At 65.6% G+C, this 16,850-nt stretch carries 14 protein-coding genes; 5 read left to right on the top strand and 9 right to left on the bottom strand.

Annotation, left to right across the window (positions count from 1 at the left end; translation table 11 throughout):
• The first annotated feature begins 23 nt into the window (after positions 1-23).
• Both ASE52_RS03385 and ASE52_RS03380 read left to right on the top strand, forming a co-directional pair.
• Positions 24-1,109, top strand: coding sequence for a phosphotransferase (locus ASE52_RS03385; protein WP_010461225.1), 1,086 nt, complete (start codon positions 24-26; stop codon positions 1,107-1,109).
• A 50-nt stretch (positions 1,110-1,159) separates the two neighbouring features.
• On the top strand, positions 1,160-2,434 hold the full coding sequence (locus tag ASE52_RS03380) for an acyl-CoA dehydrogenase family protein (RefSeq protein ID WP_010461224.1): 1,275 nt from the start codon (positions 1,160-1,162) through the stop codon (positions 2,432-2,434).
• Between the two features lie 219 nt (positions 2,435-2,653).
• On the opposite strand, the gene ASE52_RS03375 is transcribed toward ASE52_RS03380, so the two are convergent.
• Positions 2,654-3,385, bottom strand: coding sequence for a hypothetical protein (locus tag ASE52_RS03375; protein WP_057223793.1), 732 nt, complete (start codon positions 3,383-3,385; stop codon positions 2,654-2,656).
• A 221-nt stretch (positions 3,386-3,606) separates the two neighbouring features.
• Between ASE52_RS03375 and ASE52_RS03370 the strand changes: the two genes are divergently transcribed.
• Positions 3,607-4,233 carry a hypothetical protein gene (locus ASE52_RS03370; RefSeq protein WP_057225159.1) on the top strand — a complete coding sequence of 209 codons (627 nt, stop codon included), beginning with the start codon at positions 3,607-3,609 and terminating at the stop codon, positions 4,231-4,233.
• A 71-nt stretch (positions 4,234-4,304) separates the two neighbouring features.
• On the opposite strand, the gene ASE52_RS03365 is transcribed toward ASE52_RS03370, so the two are convergent.
• The 3 genes from ASE52_RS03365 to ASE52_RS03355 all read right to left on the bottom strand — a co-directional run bounded on the left by ASE52_RS03365 (position 4,305) and on the right by ASE52_RS03355 (position 8,908).
• Positions 4,305-5,312: an asparaginase gene (locus ASE52_RS03365; RefSeq protein ID WP_057223791.1), complete on the bottom strand. Its 1,008-nt coding sequence runs from the start codon at positions 5,310-5,312 to the stop codon at positions 4,305-4,307.
• 22 nt (positions 5,313-5,334) lie between these two features.
• Positions 5,335-7,860, bottom strand: coding sequence for a penicillin acylase family protein (locus tag ASE52_RS03360; RefSeq protein WP_057223789.1), 2,526 nt, complete (start codon positions 7,858-7,860; stop codon positions 5,335-5,337).
• Between the two features lie 118 nt (positions 7,861-7,978).
• The gene (locus ASE52_RS03355) at positions 7,979-8,908 is read right to left on the bottom strand and encodes an adenylate/guanylate cyclase domain-containing protein (protein WP_029413749.1); all 930 of its coding nucleotides are present in this window, start codon (positions 8,906-8,908) and stop codon (positions 7,979-7,981) included.
• 331 nt (positions 8,909-9,239) lie between these two features.
• Between ASE52_RS03355 and ASE52_RS03350 the strand changes: the two genes are divergently transcribed.
• Positions 9,240-9,593, top strand: a complete 354-nt coding sequence (locus tag ASE52_RS03350) for a hypothetical protein (RefSeq protein ID WP_010461212.1) — start codon at positions 9,240-9,242, stop codon at positions 9,591-9,593.
• A 66-nt stretch (positions 9,594-9,659) separates the two neighbouring features.
• Here the strand turns inward: ASE52_RS03350 and ASE52_RS03345 are convergent, their stop codons facing one another.
• The 5 genes from ASE52_RS03345 to ASE52_RS03325 all read right to left on the bottom strand — a co-directional run bounded on the left by ASE52_RS03345 (position 9,660) and on the right by ASE52_RS03325 (position 14,609).
• On the bottom strand, positions 9,660-10,643 hold the full coding sequence (locus tag ASE52_RS03345; protein ID WP_057225157.1) for an LD-carboxypeptidase: 984 nt from the start codon (positions 10,641-10,643) through the stop codon (positions 9,660-9,662).
• 78 nt (positions 10,644-10,721) lie between these two features.
• The gene (gene tadA / locus ASE52_RS03340; RefSeq protein WP_057223787.1) at positions 10,722-12,113 is read right to left on the bottom strand and encodes a tRNA adenosine(34) deaminase TadA; all 1,392 of its coding nucleotides are present in this window, start codon (positions 12,111-12,113) and stop codon (positions 10,722-10,724) included.
• Positions 12,114-12,171: 58 nt separating this feature from the next.
• Complete coding sequence (locus tag ASE52_RS03335) at positions 12,172-12,426, bottom strand: hypothetical protein (protein ID WP_010461206.1); 255 nt, start codon at positions 12,424-12,426, stop codon at positions 12,172-12,174.
• 134 nt (positions 12,427-12,560) lie between these two features.
• Positions 12,561-13,691: a branched-chain amino acid ABC transporter substrate-binding protein gene (locus ASE52_RS03330; protein WP_057225154.1), complete on the bottom strand. Its 1,131-nt coding sequence runs from the start codon at positions 13,689-13,691 to the stop codon at positions 12,561-12,563.
• Positions 13,692-13,934: 243 nt separating this feature from the next.
• Positions 13,935-14,609, bottom strand: a complete 675-nt coding sequence (locus ASE52_RS03325) for a hypothetical protein (RefSeq protein ID WP_010461202.1) — start codon at positions 14,607-14,609, stop codon at positions 13,935-13,937.
• Positions 14,610-14,828: 219 nt separating this feature from the next.
• On the opposite strand from ASE52_RS03325, the gene ASE52_RS03320 reads away from it, so the two are divergent.
• Positions 14,829-16,832, top strand: coding sequence for a U32 family peptidase (locus ASE52_RS03320; protein WP_057223784.1), 2,004 nt, complete (start codon positions 14,829-14,831; stop codon positions 16,830-16,832).
• Positions 16,833-16,850: the final 18 nt, after the last annotated feature.

Raw genomic sequence — 16,850 nt, 5'->3', positions numbered from 1 at the left:
GACCGAACCCACCCCATTCCTCCATGAGCAACTTTGACCATTTCGTCGGCACCCGTCCTGTTTCGGATCAGCACGCCTTTGACATCGAAGCGTTGACCGCATGGCTTGCGCGGAACATGGAAGGCTTTGCAGGTCCTCTGACCGTGGAAATGTTCAAAGGTGGGCAGTCCAACCCCACCTACAAGCTCATCACCCCCGGCGCAAGCTATGTGATGCGGGCCAAGCCCGGCCCCGTGGCCAAGCTGCTGCCATCGGCCCACGCCATCGAGCGCGAGTTCGCGGTGATGAGCGGCCTGTATGGCACCGACGTGCCCGTGCCCCGCATGTTTGTCCTGTGCGAAGACGAGTCGGTGATCGGCCGCGCCTTCTACGTGATGGAGTGCATGCAGGGCCGCGTGCTGTGGGACCAGTCCCTGCCCGGCATGACGCCAGCTGAACGCGGTGACATCTACAACGAGATGAACCGCGTGATTGCCGCGCTGCACACCGTGAAGTTTGCAGACCGGGGCCTGGCCAGCTATGGCAAACCCGGCAACTACTTTGACCGCCAGATCGGCCGCTGGAGCAAGCAATACGTGGCCTCGATCACGCAGCCCATCGAAGAGATGGACCGCCTCATGGAATGGTTGCCCGCCAACATGCCCGCCAGCGCGCGCGACGAGGGCCACGTCTCCATCGTGCATGGCGACTACCGGCTCGACAACCTCATGTTCCACCCCACCGAGCCCCGCGTGATCGCTGTGCTCGACTGGGAACTGTCCACCCTGGGCCATCCGCTGGCGGACTTCAGCTACCACTGCATGAGCTGGCACATCCCGGCCGCCATGGGCCGTGGCATTGCGGGACAGGACCTTGCCGCCCTCGGTATCCCCGACGAAGACAGCTACATCCGCCGCTACTGCGAGCGCACGGGCATCACCACACCCGAGGCGTTGCGCGCCGACTGGAACTTCTACCTGGCCTACAACATGTTCCGCATCGCGGCCATCCTGCAAGGCATTGCCAAGCGGGTGGAGGCTGGCACGGCATCCAGCGCCCAGGCCAAGGCATCGGGCGACACCGCACGGCCCATGGCCCAGCTTGCCTGGTCGTTTGCGCAGCGCGGCTGAACCGGTACCGCGCGGCGCCCCGACCCACTGATTTTTAGACGGAGACCCCCATGGACTTTGATTACTCCCCCAAGACCAAGGAACTGCAGGCCAAGCTGCTCCAGTTCATGGACGACCACATCTACCCGGCCGAGGCTGACTACAAGGCCGAACTGGCAGCCCACACGGCGGCTGGCAAGCGCTGGACAGCCCTGGACACCATTGAAAACCTCAAGCCCAAGGCCCAGGCTGCGGGCTTGTGGAACCTGTTCCTGCCGGTGGACAGCGCCGCAGCGTCGGGCTACGACGGTGCGGGCCTGACCAACCAGGAATACGCGCCCCTGGCCGAGATCATGGGCCGCGTGCCATGGGCCAGTGAGGTATTCAACTGCTCGGCGCCCGACACCGGCAACATGGAGACCATCGCGCGCTACGGCGACGATGCCAACAAGGCCCGCTGGCTCAAGCCGCTGCTCGAAGGCAAGATCCGCTCCGCATTCGCCATGACCGAACCCGACGTGGCGTCGAGCGATGCCACCAACATCGAGACGCGCATCGAGCGCGATGGCGACGAGTACGTGATCAACGGCCGCAAGTGGTGGATCTCCGGCGCGGCCGACCCGCGCTGCGCCGTGTTCATCACCATGGGCAAGACCGACCCCGACGCACCCCGCCACTCGCAGCAAAGCATGGTGTTGGTGCCCGCCGACGCCAAGGGCATCACCATCATCCGCCCGCTGAACGTGTTTGGTTATGACGACGCCCCCCACGGCCATGTCGAGATGACCTTCGAGAACGTGCGCGTGCCCGTCTCCAACATTCTGCTGGGCGAAGGCCGCGGCTTCGAAATCGCGCAAGGGCGCCTTGGCCCCGGGCGCATCCACCACTGCATGCGCCTGATCGGCCTGGCAGAACGCGCGCTGGAGCTGATGTGCAAGCGCGCATCCTCGCGCACCGCCTTTGGCAAAACCGTGGCCCAGCAGACCGTGACGCAGGAGCGCATTGCCGAGGCCCGCTGCAAGATCGACATGGCGCGCCTGCTCACGCTCAAGGCCGCTTGGCTGATGGATGTGGCTGGCAACAAGGTCGCCAAGACAGAGATTGCGATGATCAAGGTCGTGGCCCCGAGCATGGCCTGCCAGGTGATCGACTGGGCCATGCAGGTGCACGGCGGCGGCGGCATGAGCGACGACTTCCCGCTCGCCTATGCCTACGCTGGTGCACGCACGCTGCGCTTTGCAGACGGCCCGGACGAGGTGCACCGCAACGCGATCGCCAAGTGGGAGCTGGGCAAGTACGGCACCTATGGCCGCGATGCAAGCGTGCCCGTGACGCGCGGTGGGTGACCTCAGGCTCCCCCTGAGGCCCTTTGGACCCTTCCCCTCCTGCTCTCTCGCACTACGCGCGGGAGGAGGACGCACCCGGTGGCCTGGCCAAGCCAGTTCCACGGGTGCACTGGCCTTGGGCGTGCCAGTTTCATAACCTGCGGGAACATACTGCAGCACGCACAACGGGGCCCCAGGCCCCGTTGTGCGTTTTCTCTGGGGCAAGCGCTGGCTGCAACGCTACCGGGGAATGTTCGGCACATCGTCCGGCCCTGCCACCGACATGGGCGGCAGGTTCTGCAAGGCGGCCTGCCCTGCCACCAGCAGCAACTGCTTGGCATGCGCAATCTCGGCCAGGCTGCGCTGCGTGTGCTCCATGCGCAGGTAAACCTTGCCACGCGCCAGCATCAACACCAGAGGCGACCGCGCCCGTTCGGTACCCCCTTCGCCCTCCACGGCATTGAGCAGCTGCGAAACCACGGGCGCATGGATCCAGCGCTGGGCCAGCTCAATGCGCTCTGCCACCACCGTGAAATGCTCGCGGAAGGACGCTGGCAGGCCCGGCCAGGCCATTTCCTCGTACATGGAAAGCCAGCGCATTTCCTCGGGCAGGCTGCTGCTCACGGCGGTCTGCAGCGTGTCGGTGATGGCGGTGTAGGCCGTACCTTCAAGAATTTCCTGCAAAGGACGATTGATCACCATCACTGCGGCATCGGGGTCGGCCCCCACATCGGCACGCCCGCGCAGCTCCAGACCCTGCACATAGTCGCGGGTGGGGGCCGCACACTCCAGCCGCCACGGGTGGCCATGGATGTCGCCCCCCAGGTCGAAATGCCCCTCGGTGGCGTGGGTCACGATGGCCAGCTGCTGGTTCGCAGCCCAGCGGGCCACGTCCCGGTTGGTCACGGGCCGGCCAGGGGCCGCCCCCGAATTGCCGGATGTGCTGAATGCTCTGCGGAGTCGGTCAAACATGGGAGGCCGAAGCGCAAGGCTTCGCAAAAGTCGCGGGTGCAGGCATTATTGGGCGAAAATTGAAATTCCCCCTGAGTCGCCTGCGGCGCCTTCCCCCTGAGGGGGACGCACCCGGTGGACTGGCAAAGCCAGATCCACGGGTGCACTGGCCTGGGGCGCGCCAGTTTCGGCAGGTGGGGGCCTGGTACGGCGCTTGAATGAATGACATGCCACTTTTGACCATGAACCGCCGTTTTGCCCTGATCGCCATGGCGGCTGCGGGTGTGCAGGGGACCTTGCCTGCGGCCGCTGCGGAATTGCCCAAGGACGCCTCGGCCACGGCCCGCCAGCTCGTACGCTGGGCCACCGAAACGGGCGACCACCAGGGCCTGCCTTTTGCCGTGATCGACAAGCCCGCTGCCCGCATCCATGTGTTCTCGGCCCGCGGGCAATGGCTGGGCAGCGCGCCAGTGCTGCTGGGCGCAGCACTGGGCGACCGGTCTGCGCCCGACATTGGGCAGCGGCCCCTGTCACAGATCCGCCCCGAAGAACGCACCACACCCGCCGGCCGGTTCGTCACCGAGCCTGGGCGCAATCTGAAAGGCGATGACATCATCTGGATCGATTACGAAGCAGCCGTATCGCTGCACCGGGTGCGCAGCGTCAATGCGGCCGAGCGTCGCCAGCAGCGCTTGGCCAGCAAAGGCGCGCAGGACAAGCGCATCAGCTACGGCTGCGTGAACGCACCCGAGGCGTTCTACAACCAGTTCATCGCACCTTTGTTCGGCCAGGCGCGCGGCGTGATCTACGTGTTGCCCGACACGGAGCCGTTCGCTACTATTTTTATAGCTGCCAGCGCTTACCCTTAAAGCGCCAGAGGCATTTTTTACTTGATTTTCCCGAATTCAGCCTGCCGTGGTGCGGTGGCAGGCTGCCAGATTCAGGCGGGCTGCAGCCGGAACACCGCCCTGCGCCCACCCACCTCCAGGCCCCGGGCATTGGCGATGCGGCCCGACCGGCGCGGCGCCAGCGCCTCGCGCTGCCCGGCGTCAAGCCAGCCGAGCTGGTCCATCACCTCCACGGCAGCGGCCACCTGCGCCACCATGCTGCCGTCCATGACCTTGAGCGCAAAGGCCTCGCCCCGGCTGCGGCTGCCCACCACCTGCACGCCATCGGCGCCGGTCTTGGACACCCAGTCGCCCTGCCCCACCTGCATGAAGTCGAGGTCGTGCCGGCCAGTGCCCGAGCCCAGCTCAGGCCGCGCGACCATGGCATCGGCGAGCGCAGTAAGGCTCTCGTCCAGGTCTGTGTCCGGCGCGCCGCCCGCTAGGCGCGCATAACCGCGGGCCAGGCTTGCCAGCGGCATGGCGTAGTTGGGCGCCGAGCAGCCGTCGATGCCCATCGCCAGTTGTTCAGGTGCCAAGCCCACCGCTTGCGCAACGTGTTCGCGGATGGCGACCTGCAGCGGATGGGCCGGGTCGAGGTGATCGTCGAGCGGCAGCCCCTGTTGCACGCAATACGCCACAAAGCCTGCATGTTTGCCGCTGCAGTTGTTGTGCCTCTCGTCGGGCACAAAGCCTTCGGGCAGCGCGCCCAGCCCCAGCTCCGCAAACAGCGGCCGATGGCAGCCACAGCGCAGCGCGTGGTAGTCCTGGCCCACGCTGGCCAGCATGCGCTCGACCTGCGCCACGTGCATGGGTTCGCCGTTGTGGCTGGCGCATAGCAGCGCCAGTTCCCACTGCCCCCAGCCCAGTGCCATGGCGCCGCCAGACTGCACGAAGGGCAGCGCCTGGAATGCCTTGATGGTGGAGCGCGTGAACGTGACGGTATAGGGGTCACCCACCTGGGCCAGCAACCGGCCTTCGCGATTGACCACGGCCATGGCGCCCCAGTGCTGGCACTCGGGCAGGCCACCGCGGTTGACTTCGATCAACGGTACAAAACCCATGGATGCTTCCTTGCAGACCGCGTCATTTCGCCGGGGTGGCGGTGGCTGGGGTCAGCGTCAGAGCGTGCACCCAGCGCGCAGGTTGGCGCTGCAGCACGCGATAGCCGGTCTCGGCCCAGGTGGTGCTCATGTCGCGGTAGCGCGGCGAGAACACCAGGCCGCTCTGGCCGGTTTGGTAAATGAAGCGTGACTGCTCCAGATCGGCCAGGTCGTACACCGCGCGCAGTGAAGCGGCGTGGCGGTTCACGTACGGGCCAGAGGCTTCGCCCGCGTTGTACTGGCCCACATTCACAGTGTACGCATCGCCGTGTGAAGGCACGCTGACGTCAAAGAAAGGCGCCAGCATCGGCACGTTGCCAAAGGGCCGGTGCGCGCTGAGCGCTGGGTGCGCCGCACCCCAGCGCCACTGGGCCGGGTCCGCGCCATAGGCAGTCTGCAGGCGGTCGAGCGCACGGCCCAGGGCGGCGGCCGATTGCTCGGCACACGTTGTGGGCTGGCACCACCAGGTGTCGTTGCGCTCCAGGATGCCTTCGATGGCCGCGCGGTAGTCGCGCTTGCCATACGTGGCGGTGAACCGGTCTTCGCCAATGCGCGGAATGATGAGGCCGCGTGCCAGCTCGTCCGTCCAGGCCACAAAGATCAGCGGTGCGGCTTGGCCAGCGTCCATCAGGCCGTCAAAGCCTTGCAGCTGCTTTTGTGCAGCGGCGGCCAGCGCGTGGGACGACGGGGCTTGCTGAAGGTGCGGCAGCAGGCGACGTGTGGCGAGCGAGGTCACATCGCGGTGGATGGCCTGCATGCTGGCGGCGTCGTGCTTCGGCGTGGCTTCGATGAGGTGCGCAATGCGCTCATAGCGGTAGGGCAAGGCCCAGTCCTGCGTGAGGAAGTGCGGGTAATCGGGGTCCGTCACGCGCTGGTTGGCGGTGGCGATCCATCCCTTGCTTCCGTCGTCCTGCGGTGTCTGGTCGTACGGTACCCAGCCCTTCCAGTCGTAGCGCGCATCCCAGCCCGGCGAAGGCGCCACGCCCCGGATGTCGTTGGCCGCATCGCGCAGCGGCACACGGCCTGCGGCCTTGAAGCGGATGTTGCCCTGGTCGTCCGCAGCCACCACGCTCTGCATGGGCGAGTGGTAGTGCGCCAGCCCCGCAAAGAGCTCATCCACACTCTTGGACTGATTGGTCTTGAAGCCTGCCAGCACAGTCTGGTTGTCGTCGTCCAGGGCGCTCCAGCGCAGCGCCAGCACGTATTTGCCCAAATCCAGCACCTCGGCGTGCGACTTCTGCACGTCGCTCAGCACGGGGCCATGGCGCGTGCTGCGCAGCTGCAGCTGCACGTCGGCTTCGCCCTTGACGCGGATGGTTTCGTTGCGTACGTTGAACGGGGCCCAGCCGTCCGGCGTGCGGTATTGCGTGGCATCGGCGGGGTTGATCTGCTCCAGGTACAGATCCTGCACATCAGGGCCGGTGTTGGTAAAGCCCCAGGCGACCTTGTCGGTGCGGCCCAGTACCACAAAGGGCATGCCGGGCAAGGTGGCGCCCACAGCATCGATGGGGCCCATCGGCGTACCGTCAGACGCCTTGCCCGCAGGGGCCTGCAGGCTCGCAAAGTACCAGATGGCGGGGGCCGACAGGCCCAGGTGCGGGTCGTTGGCCAGCAGCGGCTTGCCGCTCACGGTGCGGGTGCCGGCAATGACCCAGTTGTTGCTGCCCTTGCCTTCATTGGTGCCTGCGTTGCGGGTGAGCTCGTCGGCCCAGGCCAGCATGCCGGCGCTGATCTGCCGGGACAGCGGACCTTCGGGGGTGGCTGGCACAACAGCAGCCGCTGCAGCACCGGCGGCAGGTGCGCGATAAACCCCCAGCTGGCGATACAGCGCCGCCAGGTCTGCAGACGCAGCGGGCGGCTCCCCCGGATAGGGTGGCATCAGTTGCCACAGCCGGTCGGTGTCCAGCGTGCGTGCCACCGACAGGCGCGCGAACTCGGTACCCCAATTGCCCCCCAGGTCCAACGCCATCATCAGTGCCCAGCCCACGCTGTCCTCGGGCTCCCACACCGCTCCGGCGGCGCCACCGGGCTGGGCGCCCAGCACCAGAAACTCCGGCGGCAGGGCCTGGGGCCGTTTCTGGTGGAAGGCATGGATGCCCTTGCTGTAGGCCTGCAAGGCCTCTTGGGCATACAGCGGCAGACCGGCATATTGCCGCCGGGCCACACCCATGATGTCCAGGCTGCGCATGAGCTTGTCGGTCTCGACCGTGGCGGGGCCAAACACCTCGGAAAGCTGGCCGTGCATGACCCGGCGGTTGAATTCCAGTTGCCAGGTGCGCTCCTGCGCATGCACGTAGCCCATTGCAAACCAGGCATCCTGCGGCGTCTGCGCCTGGATGTGGGTCACATCGGAACCGTCGCGCCGCACCTGCACCGGACCACCCAGCCCCACAACGGCCAGGGAACCATCGAGTTGCGCAAAGCTGCGCTGCACATACACCGCCGCGCCCGCCCCCGCCAGCAGCGCCACTGCCACCAGCCCGAGGGCTGTCCGCTTCATCCATGCCATGTTTCTTGTCTCCTGCCGTTGGCCTTGTTGTTGATGTTGTGCACACGGGGCCATGGAGGCTTGGGGCCCGTGCTGCGGTCACACTGCTGTGCAGAAGGAGTGGCCGGCTCCGGGCTTTTCAGCTCAGGTGCACACTGCCGCCCGCCACATGGAAGCTCATGACCGGCGCACTGGGCTCGTTGAACGATACGCCCAGCGCAATGTGCCCTGTGCCATGCAGGATGCAGGCATCGCGCCGCAGGCGCACGGGCGAGTCGCTGCCCTCGAACCGCACCCAGGTTCCAAAGCTGCTCATGTCGGTCAGTACGAACCCGCTGTTGCGCCAGTCGATGCGCGCATGCAGGCGCGATACGCGCGGGTCGTTGATGCACAGTTGGGCGTGCTGGGCCCGCCCCACCATGACCGGTGCGTCCGATGAGGTGAAGGTGCGGTCCACCCCATGCCAGGAGAACTGGATCTGCCCCAGGATGGAGTCTGCCGGTGCAAAGCTGCTGACCAGTGCCGCCTGCATGGTGAGGGAATCGGGCGCTTCGTCCTCACGCCATTCGACGTGGTAGAGCATCAGCAGTTCGGCCTTGCCACGAATGTCCATCATGCCGAGCTTGCGGTACCAGACGTCCGCCGCCGTGCCAGCGAGCAGCACGGTGGTTTCGGTGGCCCAGATTTCGGCGGGCCCGGCCCGTTCGCACAAACGGGAGGCGACGTTGACCGCATCGCCATAACAATCGCCGTCCACATCCACCACTTCGCCGCTGGCCACGCCCACGCGCACGTCCATGCGCAAGGGCTGGGGCCAGCGGTCCTGCCGAGCCTTGTGCTGGCGCAGCATGGCCGCCATGGCAGACACCGCGCTGGAGGCATCGCCAAAAACGCCCAGCACCCCGTCCCCGAGCTTCTTGACCACCCGGCCGCCATGTGCCTCGACGGTCTCGCCAATCCACTGCGTGACCTGCGTCACCGCCTCGGTGGCACGCTCGTTGCCCAGCGCTTCATACAAGGCCGTGCTGCCCGAAATGTCCGCAAAGACCATCGTCGACAACACACTCATGAACGCGGGCCCGTTGGTAACATCATGTGAATCAGTTTAGTGCAAGCGCCTTGGCTGCGCACTCTTCAAAGCGTCAAGAATCGTTGCCACCGCCCGGCGAGGCTTCAATGGTGCGATGCGCGCCCCCCTCACTACCCGACCAAGGGCCTGTCAGCGTCCCTCCCGGGCGGGTCCGCCCACGCTCTCGAAAAACCCACCAACACGTAAAATTTCGCAACAAACAGAGGCGACCTGTTGTCTTTATGCAAAAACAGGAGCACGCCCCTTGCGCTGCGCATCGCTCCCGCTTACTTTGGCCGACCCTGTTACAAAAAACACATTGCCTCCCTCCATGCGCTGGAACAAGCCCAATCTTCGCAACAACCTTCACGACCTGCTGGGCCGTGACAAGCCGTCGTCCACGGCATGGGTGCGCGATCAGGGTTTGGAGGATGTTCGGCGGGCCATGCTGCAAAGCCTGGCCGGCCTGACCGGTTGCGAGGTGGCGCGCATGAATATGCGGCTGCGTTATGCCGGCGACATCGAGGCGCTGTGGTACCTGCGCACCGACCTTTTCAGCACACTGGTGCCGCTGCAGGGTGAGCACGGTGCCAGGGGCGTGATCGATCAGGTCACCCAGCTGTTCCAGGGCCAGCTCCCACGCGCACTGCGCCCGGCGCAGGCCGCCCCTCACACCCCCTCCTGACGCGCACCACGCGCGCGTGGCGAACCGCCGTCGTGGCGGTGTCATGTGGGTGAAGGCCTCACCGCGTCAGTGCTGGTGCCCCCAGTAGATCAGCGCATCGCGCTCTTCCACCGACAGCGACACCGTGGCGCCCACGGGCAACAGCACCTTCGTTTCAACATGCCCGAACGGCAGGTTGGTCAGCACCGGCGCCTTGATCTGGGTACGCAGCCAGTCCACCACCGACTGCAGCTTGTAGCCCTTGTCATGCGGTGCCAGCTTGAAGTTGGTGAATTGCCCCAGCACGATGGCTTTCTGCTGGGCCAGAACGCCCGCATGCAGCAGCTGGGTCAGCATGCGCTCGATGCGGTAAGGGTGCTCGTGCACGTCTTCCATGAACAGCACGCCGCCCTTGATCTGCGGCAGGTACGGCGTGCCCACCAGCGATGCCAGCACCGCCAGGTTGCCGCCCCAGAGCGTGGCGCTTTTCACATACACATTGGGCACGGCCGGCTTGCCCGTGGCGGCGTTGGGCTGCTCCTTGTTCATGCGCCAGCCCGTGCCTTCGCCGTGGCCAGTCAACAGGTCGTCAAAGCAAGCCTCCATGATGTCATCAGGCTCACCCTCCACCCCAAAATCGGCCCCCAGCGATGGCCCCGCCCAGGTGGTGGCACCCGTCTTGGCCAGCACGGCCAGCTGAAAGGCGGTGAAGTCGCTCACGCCCACAAAGTGCATGCCCTTTTCGATGGCCTTGGCCACCACCTTGTAGCGGATGCCCGGCAGGATGCGCGACAGGCCGTAGCCTCCCCGCGAGATCAGCGCCACATCGGCGCCGCTGGCCGCAGCACGGTGAATGGCGGCAAGGCGGGTGGCGTCGTCGCCCGCAAAGCGGGTGTGGGTGGCCAGCGCATCCCCATCCACCTCCACCTCGTGGCCCAGGGCCTTGAGCCGGGCAATGCCGCGCTTGAAGGCCGCCTTGTCGCGCACGGCGCTGGAGGGCGAATAGATATAGATGTGTTTGGGACCGTGGTCGTGGTCGCACTGGGAATGGTCGTGATGGTGGTCGTGCAAAGCGCTCAGGCCCACCGGGGGCCTGCTCCGTAAACAGGGGGATGACCGACGCTGGATGCGCAAGCACCAGGCCGGATGTCAGTGCGCGAAGTATTCCACAGCCTGCGCAGCGATCGCCTCGCCATGCTCCTGCACAAAGTGGCCGGCGCGGGGCAGTACGACAGGCTCGGGGCAGCCGTGGATGCACTGCTGCAGCGCGCGCATGGTCACCGGGCCTAGCACCGGGTCTTGTGCGCCCACCACCATCAGGCTGCGGCCCTGCCAGTGGTGCTGCCAGAAATCGCGGGCCGCGCGCGATAGGGCGGCGCCAGGGTCATCGACGGCGGCGGGCACGCGTTCGGGAAAGGCCCGTAGCGCGGCGCGGTAGCCTTTGTCCGGGAACGGCGCATCGTAGGCCGCGCACTCCTCGGGCGTCAGATGCGGGTTGCCACGCGCCAGCAGGCGCCCTACCCCATACAGCGGCTTGTCGCGGCACATCGCACGCCAGTCGACAAACCCGGCTGGCAGTGGCGCGTCGCCCGTGGCCAGCAGGGTGTTCATGACCAGCAGGCCGTCAAAACGATCTGGCATGGCCATGGGCAGCGTCAGCCCCAGGATGCCGCCCCAGTCTTGCACCACCAGTACCACATTGCGCAGGTCCAGCCGCTCGATCAGTTCCAGCAGGATCTGCCGGTGCCACCCGAATTGGTGCAAGCCCTCCTTCTTGGGCTTGTCGCTTTTGCCAAAGCCGATCAGGTCGGGCGCCACCACGCGGTCGCCCGCAGCCAGAAAGGTGGGCAGCATGTGCCGGTACAGGTAGCTCCAGGCCGGGTTGCCATGCAGGCACAGCCAGGTGCGGGGGGCATCGGCAGGGCCTTCGTCCAGGGTGTGCAAACGCAGGCCCGCCAGGCTGGGCAGGTCGCTGACGTAGTGGGCGGCCCAGGGGTAGCCGGGCAAGCCGGCAAACGCCGCATCGGGCGTGCGCAGCGCATCGTCGCGCAACGGATGGCGGGCCAGGGCATCGGTACGTTGTTGATGGCGGCGCTGGCGGAAAAAGCCGCTGAGCAGGTGGCCGCACTCCTGCGCCAGCACCCCGCCCTGCACCTGGGTCTGGTGGTTCAGCTCGGCGTGGCCAAACAGGTTGAGCACCGACCCCGCCGCGCCCGTCTTGGGGTCTGCTGCGCCATACACCACCCTTGCTAGCCGCGCATGCAGCATGGCGCCGCTGCACATGGCACAGGGTTCCAGCGTGACGTAGAGGCTGCAGCCGTCGAGCCGGTAGTTACCCAACCGCTGCGCCGCCGCGCGCAGGGCCACGATCTCGGCATGGGCCGTGGGGTCGTGGCCTTCCACGGGGGCGTTGCGGCCCGTCGCAATGACCTGGCCATCCTTGACCACGATGGCGCCCACGGGCACCTCACCGGCGCTTGCGGCGTCTTGCGCCTCGGCCAGGGCCAGGCGCATCCAGTGCGAATCTTGGTCAAGGGTCATTGCTACTCAAATAATAGCTATCAGAGCTTGGTAGATAAGCGCTGGCGGTCAATTTTTCTCATTTTTCTTCGTCTGGCATGGGCCGGGCCTGCTGCATCAGGCCTTCTACTTGTTGCTTGACCTGCTGCTGGATCTGCTGGCTCTGGTCGCGCACCGTGCCCGAACCCGCACTGGTGGTGGGCGCGGGCGCACCCGTGGCGGTCGTCTGCAGTGTGGGCACGGGCGTACGCATCGCAGACATCTGCTTTTTGACCACCACGCCCACCACGGCCAGCGCCACCACCAACCCGACCAATCCAAACACTGCGCGCATGTTTTCACTCCTTTTCCGGGCACGGCCTGCCCGTTTGCTACGCGCCTGACTGTAAAGGCAAATCCAAGACGCAAAAACGGCCGCACGCAGCGGCCGTCCCGCACAGCGCGAACGCTGCCGGTCTGATTTCAGCTTCAGTTCAGCGCCACGCGGCTGCCGTCCTTGAAGGTGTACAAGGTCACGGCGGGCGTGGTCAGCTCACCCTTGGCCGTGAACGCGATGTTCGCCGTCACGCCCTTGTATTCGGTCTTGGCGATGAAGGGCGCAAATACCTTGGGGTCCACCGAGTTGGCGCGCTTCATGGCGTCGGCCAGCACCATGGCAGCGTCGTAGGCATAGGGGCTGTAGATCTGGAACTGGCCGGGGAACTTGGCGTCGTAGCGCTTCTTCCAGTCGGCGCCGCCCTGCATCTTGTCGACCGAAGCACCACCCGTGGCACAGGTCACATTCTTCAGCGCGGGGGTCTTGCCCGACAGCTCGGGCAGCTTCTCGGTGCACAGCGCGTCGCCGCCAAAGAACCTCACGTTGCCCAGGCCGAGCTGCTCCATCTGGCGCAGCATGGGGCCCGCTTGCGCATCCAGGCCGCCGTAGAAGATCGCGTCAGGCTTCTTGTTCTTGATGGCCGTGAGGATGGCCATGAAGTCGGTGGCCTTGTCGTTCGTGAACTCCTCGCCCACCACCTTGAGCCCCTTTTGCAGCGCCGTGGCCTTGAAGACCGAGGCCACGCCCTGGCCATAGGCCGTGCGGTCATCAATGATGGCCACACTCTTGAGCTTCTGATGGTCGGCACCAAACAGTGCCAGCGCCGCACCCAGCGCGTTGTCGTTGGCGATCAGGCGGAAGGTGGTCTTGTGGCCGGGCTTGGTTAGGTCGGGGTTGGAGGCCGATGCGGTGATGTGCGGCAGGTCGCACTTGGCATAGATGCTGGACGCCGGGATGGACGTGCCCGACTGCAGGTGACCCACCACACCCGCCACCTTCTGGTCGCACAGCTTCTGGGCCACGGCGGTGGCCTGGCGCGGGTCTCCGGCGTCGTCGTCGGCCGCAATTTCAAACTTGATCTTCTTGCCGCCGATTACGAGGTTCTGGGCATTGAGGTCGTCAATCGCCAAGCGCACGCCGTTTTCGGTGTCCTTGCCGATATGGGCAATACCGCCCGACACGGGGCCGGCGTGGGCGATCTTGACAGTCTGCACGTCCTGGGCGTTAGCAGCGGTAGCGGCGGCCGCACACACACCCAGTGCAGCCAGCTGCACGAAGGACACAGGGAAAGAACGCAAAGGCTGGCGGGTGAAAGCACGAAACACGGTGAGAGTCTCCAAAAGGTAGGGGCAGAACGTTTGCGCACCATTTTGGGGCGCAAAGCCCCGCATCCTAGCCAGCATCGGCCCCATTCACCGAAAATTGATATGCAGACTTAGCAATTTGGTAGGCCATTAAAACGGCTAATGGCGTGGTTGATTCGCCGGATTTACTGCTTGGCAAGCACCGCAATCCCTGCCACGCGCTCAGCCATTTATCAGCCGCAGCTTGAAGTTGGCAAACGGCAGGATGGCGTTCGGCGCGTCGCGGGGCACACGTTCTTCCACACAGCCCGTGTCATTGGGGGTCACGAAATGCGGGCCAATACCTGCAATGGCCACCTTGTGCGACCCCGTCCAGCCCCAGCCCCACCCAGCCCCGGTCACCTCGCCTTCAAACAGAATGGGACCATCGGCAGCAATACCCTGGTGGATGGCGATGCACATCCGGTCGGCAAACCCACCTACCCGGTAGCCGGCCTGGATGCGGAGCGTGAAGACGGGGTGCACCGCCGGGTTGAAGATCACCCCCGCCGTGTTGGTGACTGTCACCAGCCCCGGCATGGCGGTGCCGTTCCATCGTTCGGCCATCACAGTGCCATCTGCAAAAATGATGAAACCCCGGGCCTCGGACCACAGGTTCTGGCCGTGGCGGTAGATAGGCCCGCAGTGGGGGTTGTAGCTGCCCTGCCCACCTGTGCAATCCAGCGCAAACACCATGTGGTTGGCACCTTCCGAGAAGAACCACGAGCAGTCCACCGTGCAGACCAGATCGTTGTGCCGTGTGGGAGACAAGCTGAGCCGGGGTGGCAGGTAACAGAAGTCAAGGTCGTTGATCGCCAGGCTGAGCTGGGTGGGCTTCTTCACGCGGGAGGTGCTCATCAGAGTCCTTTCACTGGGTTTGACGGAGTGGCCGACGACGCCGGTGGTCTAGCAAAACCTGTTTCACAGAGGCCATGGCATGGCGCCGAGGCTGGCGCGCTGCGCCCGTTGTACCAGACCCACGCAGCACAAAGCCTCGCCACATGGTTACCAAAAGCTGCAGCGCCCGATACCCGAGGGGCGCCCCACGGCATGGTGAAACTGAAATAATCACGCCCCATGTCCCTCCTGCCCCACCAGCTCGAACTGCTCTCCCCCGCGCGCGATGCCGACATTGGCATCGAAGCCATCAACCACGGCGCCGACGCCGTCTACATCGGCGGCCCCGCCTTCGGCGCACGCGCCAGCGCGGGCAACGACATCCGGGACATCGAACGCCTGGTGAAACACGCGCACCGCTTCAACAGCCGCATCTTCATCACGCTCAACACCATCCTGCGTGACGACGAGCTGGAGGCCGCGCGCCAGATGGCCTGGCAGGTGTACGAAGCCGGTGCCGACGCCCTCATCATCCAGGACATGGGCCTGCTCGAAATCGACCTGCCGCCCATCCAGCTGCACGCCAGCACCCAGACCGACATCCGCACGCCCGAAAAAGCGCGCTTTCTGCAGGACGCGGGCCTGTCGCAGATCGTACTGGCGCGCGAACTGACGGTGCAGCAGATCGCCGCCGTGCACAAGGCACTGGGGCCCGTGGATGCGCCGGGCCGCGCCAACATCGAGTTCTTCATCCACGGCGCGCTGTGCGTGGCCTACAGCGGCCAGTGCAACATCAGCCACGCGCAGACCGGCCGCAGCGCCAACCGGGGCGACTGCAGCCAGGCCTGCCGCCTGCCCTACCAGGTGACCGACGCACAAGGCCGCTTCATCGCGCACGACAAACACGTGCTCTCCATGAAGGACAACAACCAGAGCGACAACCTGCGCGCCCTCATCGACGCGGGCGTGCGCAGCTTCAAGATCGAAGGGCGCTACAAGGACATGGGCTACGTGAAGAACATCACGGCCCACTACCGCACGCTGATCGACGAGATTCTGGAAGAGCGCGAAAACGGGGGCCGCCCGCTGTCGCGCTCATCCAGCGGGCGCACCAGCTTCACGTTCACGCCCGACCCGCTGCAGAACTTCAACCGCGAGTTCACCGACTACTTCGTGACCGGCCGCAAGGAAGACATCGGCGCGTTCGACAGTCCCAAGAACCCGGGCCAGGCCATCGGCTGGGTGACCAAGGTGGGCCCGGACTTCGTCGAGCTGGAGGTGAGCGACCCCGCCACCGTGCTTCACAACGGCGACGGCCTGTGCTACTACGACCTGCACAAGGATCTGGTGGGCATGGCCATCAACGTGGCCGAGCCCGTGTCCGCGCGCAGCGTGGGCCAGTGGCGCGTGTACCCCAAGGACCCGATGGAAGGCTTCAAGGACCTGCGCAAGGGCACCGAGGTCAACCGCAACCGCGACATGGACTGGGTGCGCACGCTGGAGAAAAAGTCCAGCGACCGCCGCATCGGCCTGTGGGCGCACCTGAGCGAAACGCCCACCGGCTTTAGCCTGATGCTGACCGACGAAGACGGCAACGTGGGCTGCGCCGACGTGTTGCACGCCCACCAGAGCGCTACCGATGCCGCCAAGGCCGAAGCCAGCCTGCGCGAGCAACTGGGCCGCTTCGGCGCCACCATCTTTACGGTGCACAACATTGCGCTGCAGCTGTCGCAGCCCTGGTTCGTGCCCGCATCGGTGCTCAACGCGCTGCGCCGCGACGCGCTGGCCGACCTGGAAGCAAACCGCGCGCGCAACTTCGAGCGCCTGCAGCGCGCCACGCCCATCGAGCCGCCCGCGCCCTACCCCGAGGACACGCTCTCCTTCCTGGGCAATGTGTTCAACCACAAGGCACACGACTTCTATGTGCGCCACGGCGTCAAGGTGATCGACGCAGCCTACGAGGCGCACGAGGAAGAAGGCGAAGTCAGCCTCATGATCACCAAGCACTGCGTGCGCTTCTCGATGAGCCTGTGCCCCAAGCAGGCCAAGGGCGTCACCGGTGTACAGGGCACGATCAAGGCCGAACCCTTGATGTTGATCAATGGCAAGGAGAAGCTGACCTTGCGCTTTGACTGCAAGCCCTGTGAAATGCACGTGGTGGGCAAGATCAAGCGCCAGGTGCTGAACCAGGCCAATGAGATCCCCCTGACCTTCTACAAAGCCCGGCCGCAGAACGCGCACTGACGCACTGGCGTGCGGCCT

Origin of the sequence: Acidovorax sp. Root275, from assembly GCF_001428965.1 — a bacterium.
GTDB lineage: Bacteria > Pseudomonadota > Gammaproteobacteria > Burkholderiales > Burkholderiaceae_C > Acidovorax > Acidovorax radicis.
Note: the sequence above shows the minus strand (reverse complement) of the source record. Positions and strands in the feature narration are given on the sequence as shown.

Bases quoted from the DNA above. Each gene is read 5' to 3' on its own strand.
- ASE52_RS03365 (WP_057223791.1), bottom strand. From the start codon at position 5,312: ATGGGTTTTGTACCGTTGATCGAAGTCAACCGCGGTGGCCTGCCCGAG.
- ASE52_RS03325 (WP_010461202.1), bottom strand. From the start codon at position 14,609: ATGAGCACCTCCCGCGTGAAGAAGCCCACCCAGCTCAGCCTGGCGATC.
- ASE52_RS03370 (WP_057225159.1), top strand. From the start codon at position 3,607: ATGAACCGCCGTTTTGCCCTGATCGCCATGGCGGCTGCGGGTGTGCAG.
- ASE52_RS03350 (WP_010461212.1), top strand. From the start codon at position 9,240: ATGCGCTGGAACAAGCCCAATCTTCGCAACAACCTTCACGACCTGCTG.
- ASE52_RS03355 (WP_029413749.1), bottom strand. From the start codon at position 8,908: ATGAGTGTGTTGTCGACGATGGTCTTTGCGGACATTTCGGGCAGCACG.
- tadA (WP_057223787.1), bottom strand. From the start codon at position 12,113: ATGACCCTTGACCAAGATTCGCACTGGATGCGCCTGGCCCTGGCCGAG.
- ASE52_RS03375 (WP_057223793.1), bottom strand. From the start codon at position 3,385: ATGTTTGACCGACTCCGCAGAGCATTCAGCACATCCGGCAATTCGGGG.
- ASE52_RS03335 (WP_010461206.1), bottom strand. From the start codon at position 12,426: ATGCGCGCAGTGTTTGGATTGGTCGGGTTGGTGGTGGCGCTGGCCGTG.
- ASE52_RS03380 (WP_010461224.1), top strand. From the start codon at position 1,160: ATGGACTTTGATTACTCCCCCAAGACCAAGGAACTGCAGGCCAAGCTG.
- ASE52_RS03360 (WP_057223789.1), bottom strand. From the start codon at position 7,860: ATGGCATGGATGAAGCGGACAGCCCTCGGGCTGGTGGCAGTGGCGCTG.
- ASE52_RS03385 (WP_010461225.1), top strand. From the start codon at position 24: ATGAGCAACTTTGACCATTTCGTCGGCACCCGTCCTGTTTCGGATCAG.
- ASE52_RS03320 (WP_057223784.1), top strand. From the start codon at position 14,829: ATGTCCCTCCTGCCCCACCAGCTCGAACTGCTCTCCCCCGCGCGCGAT.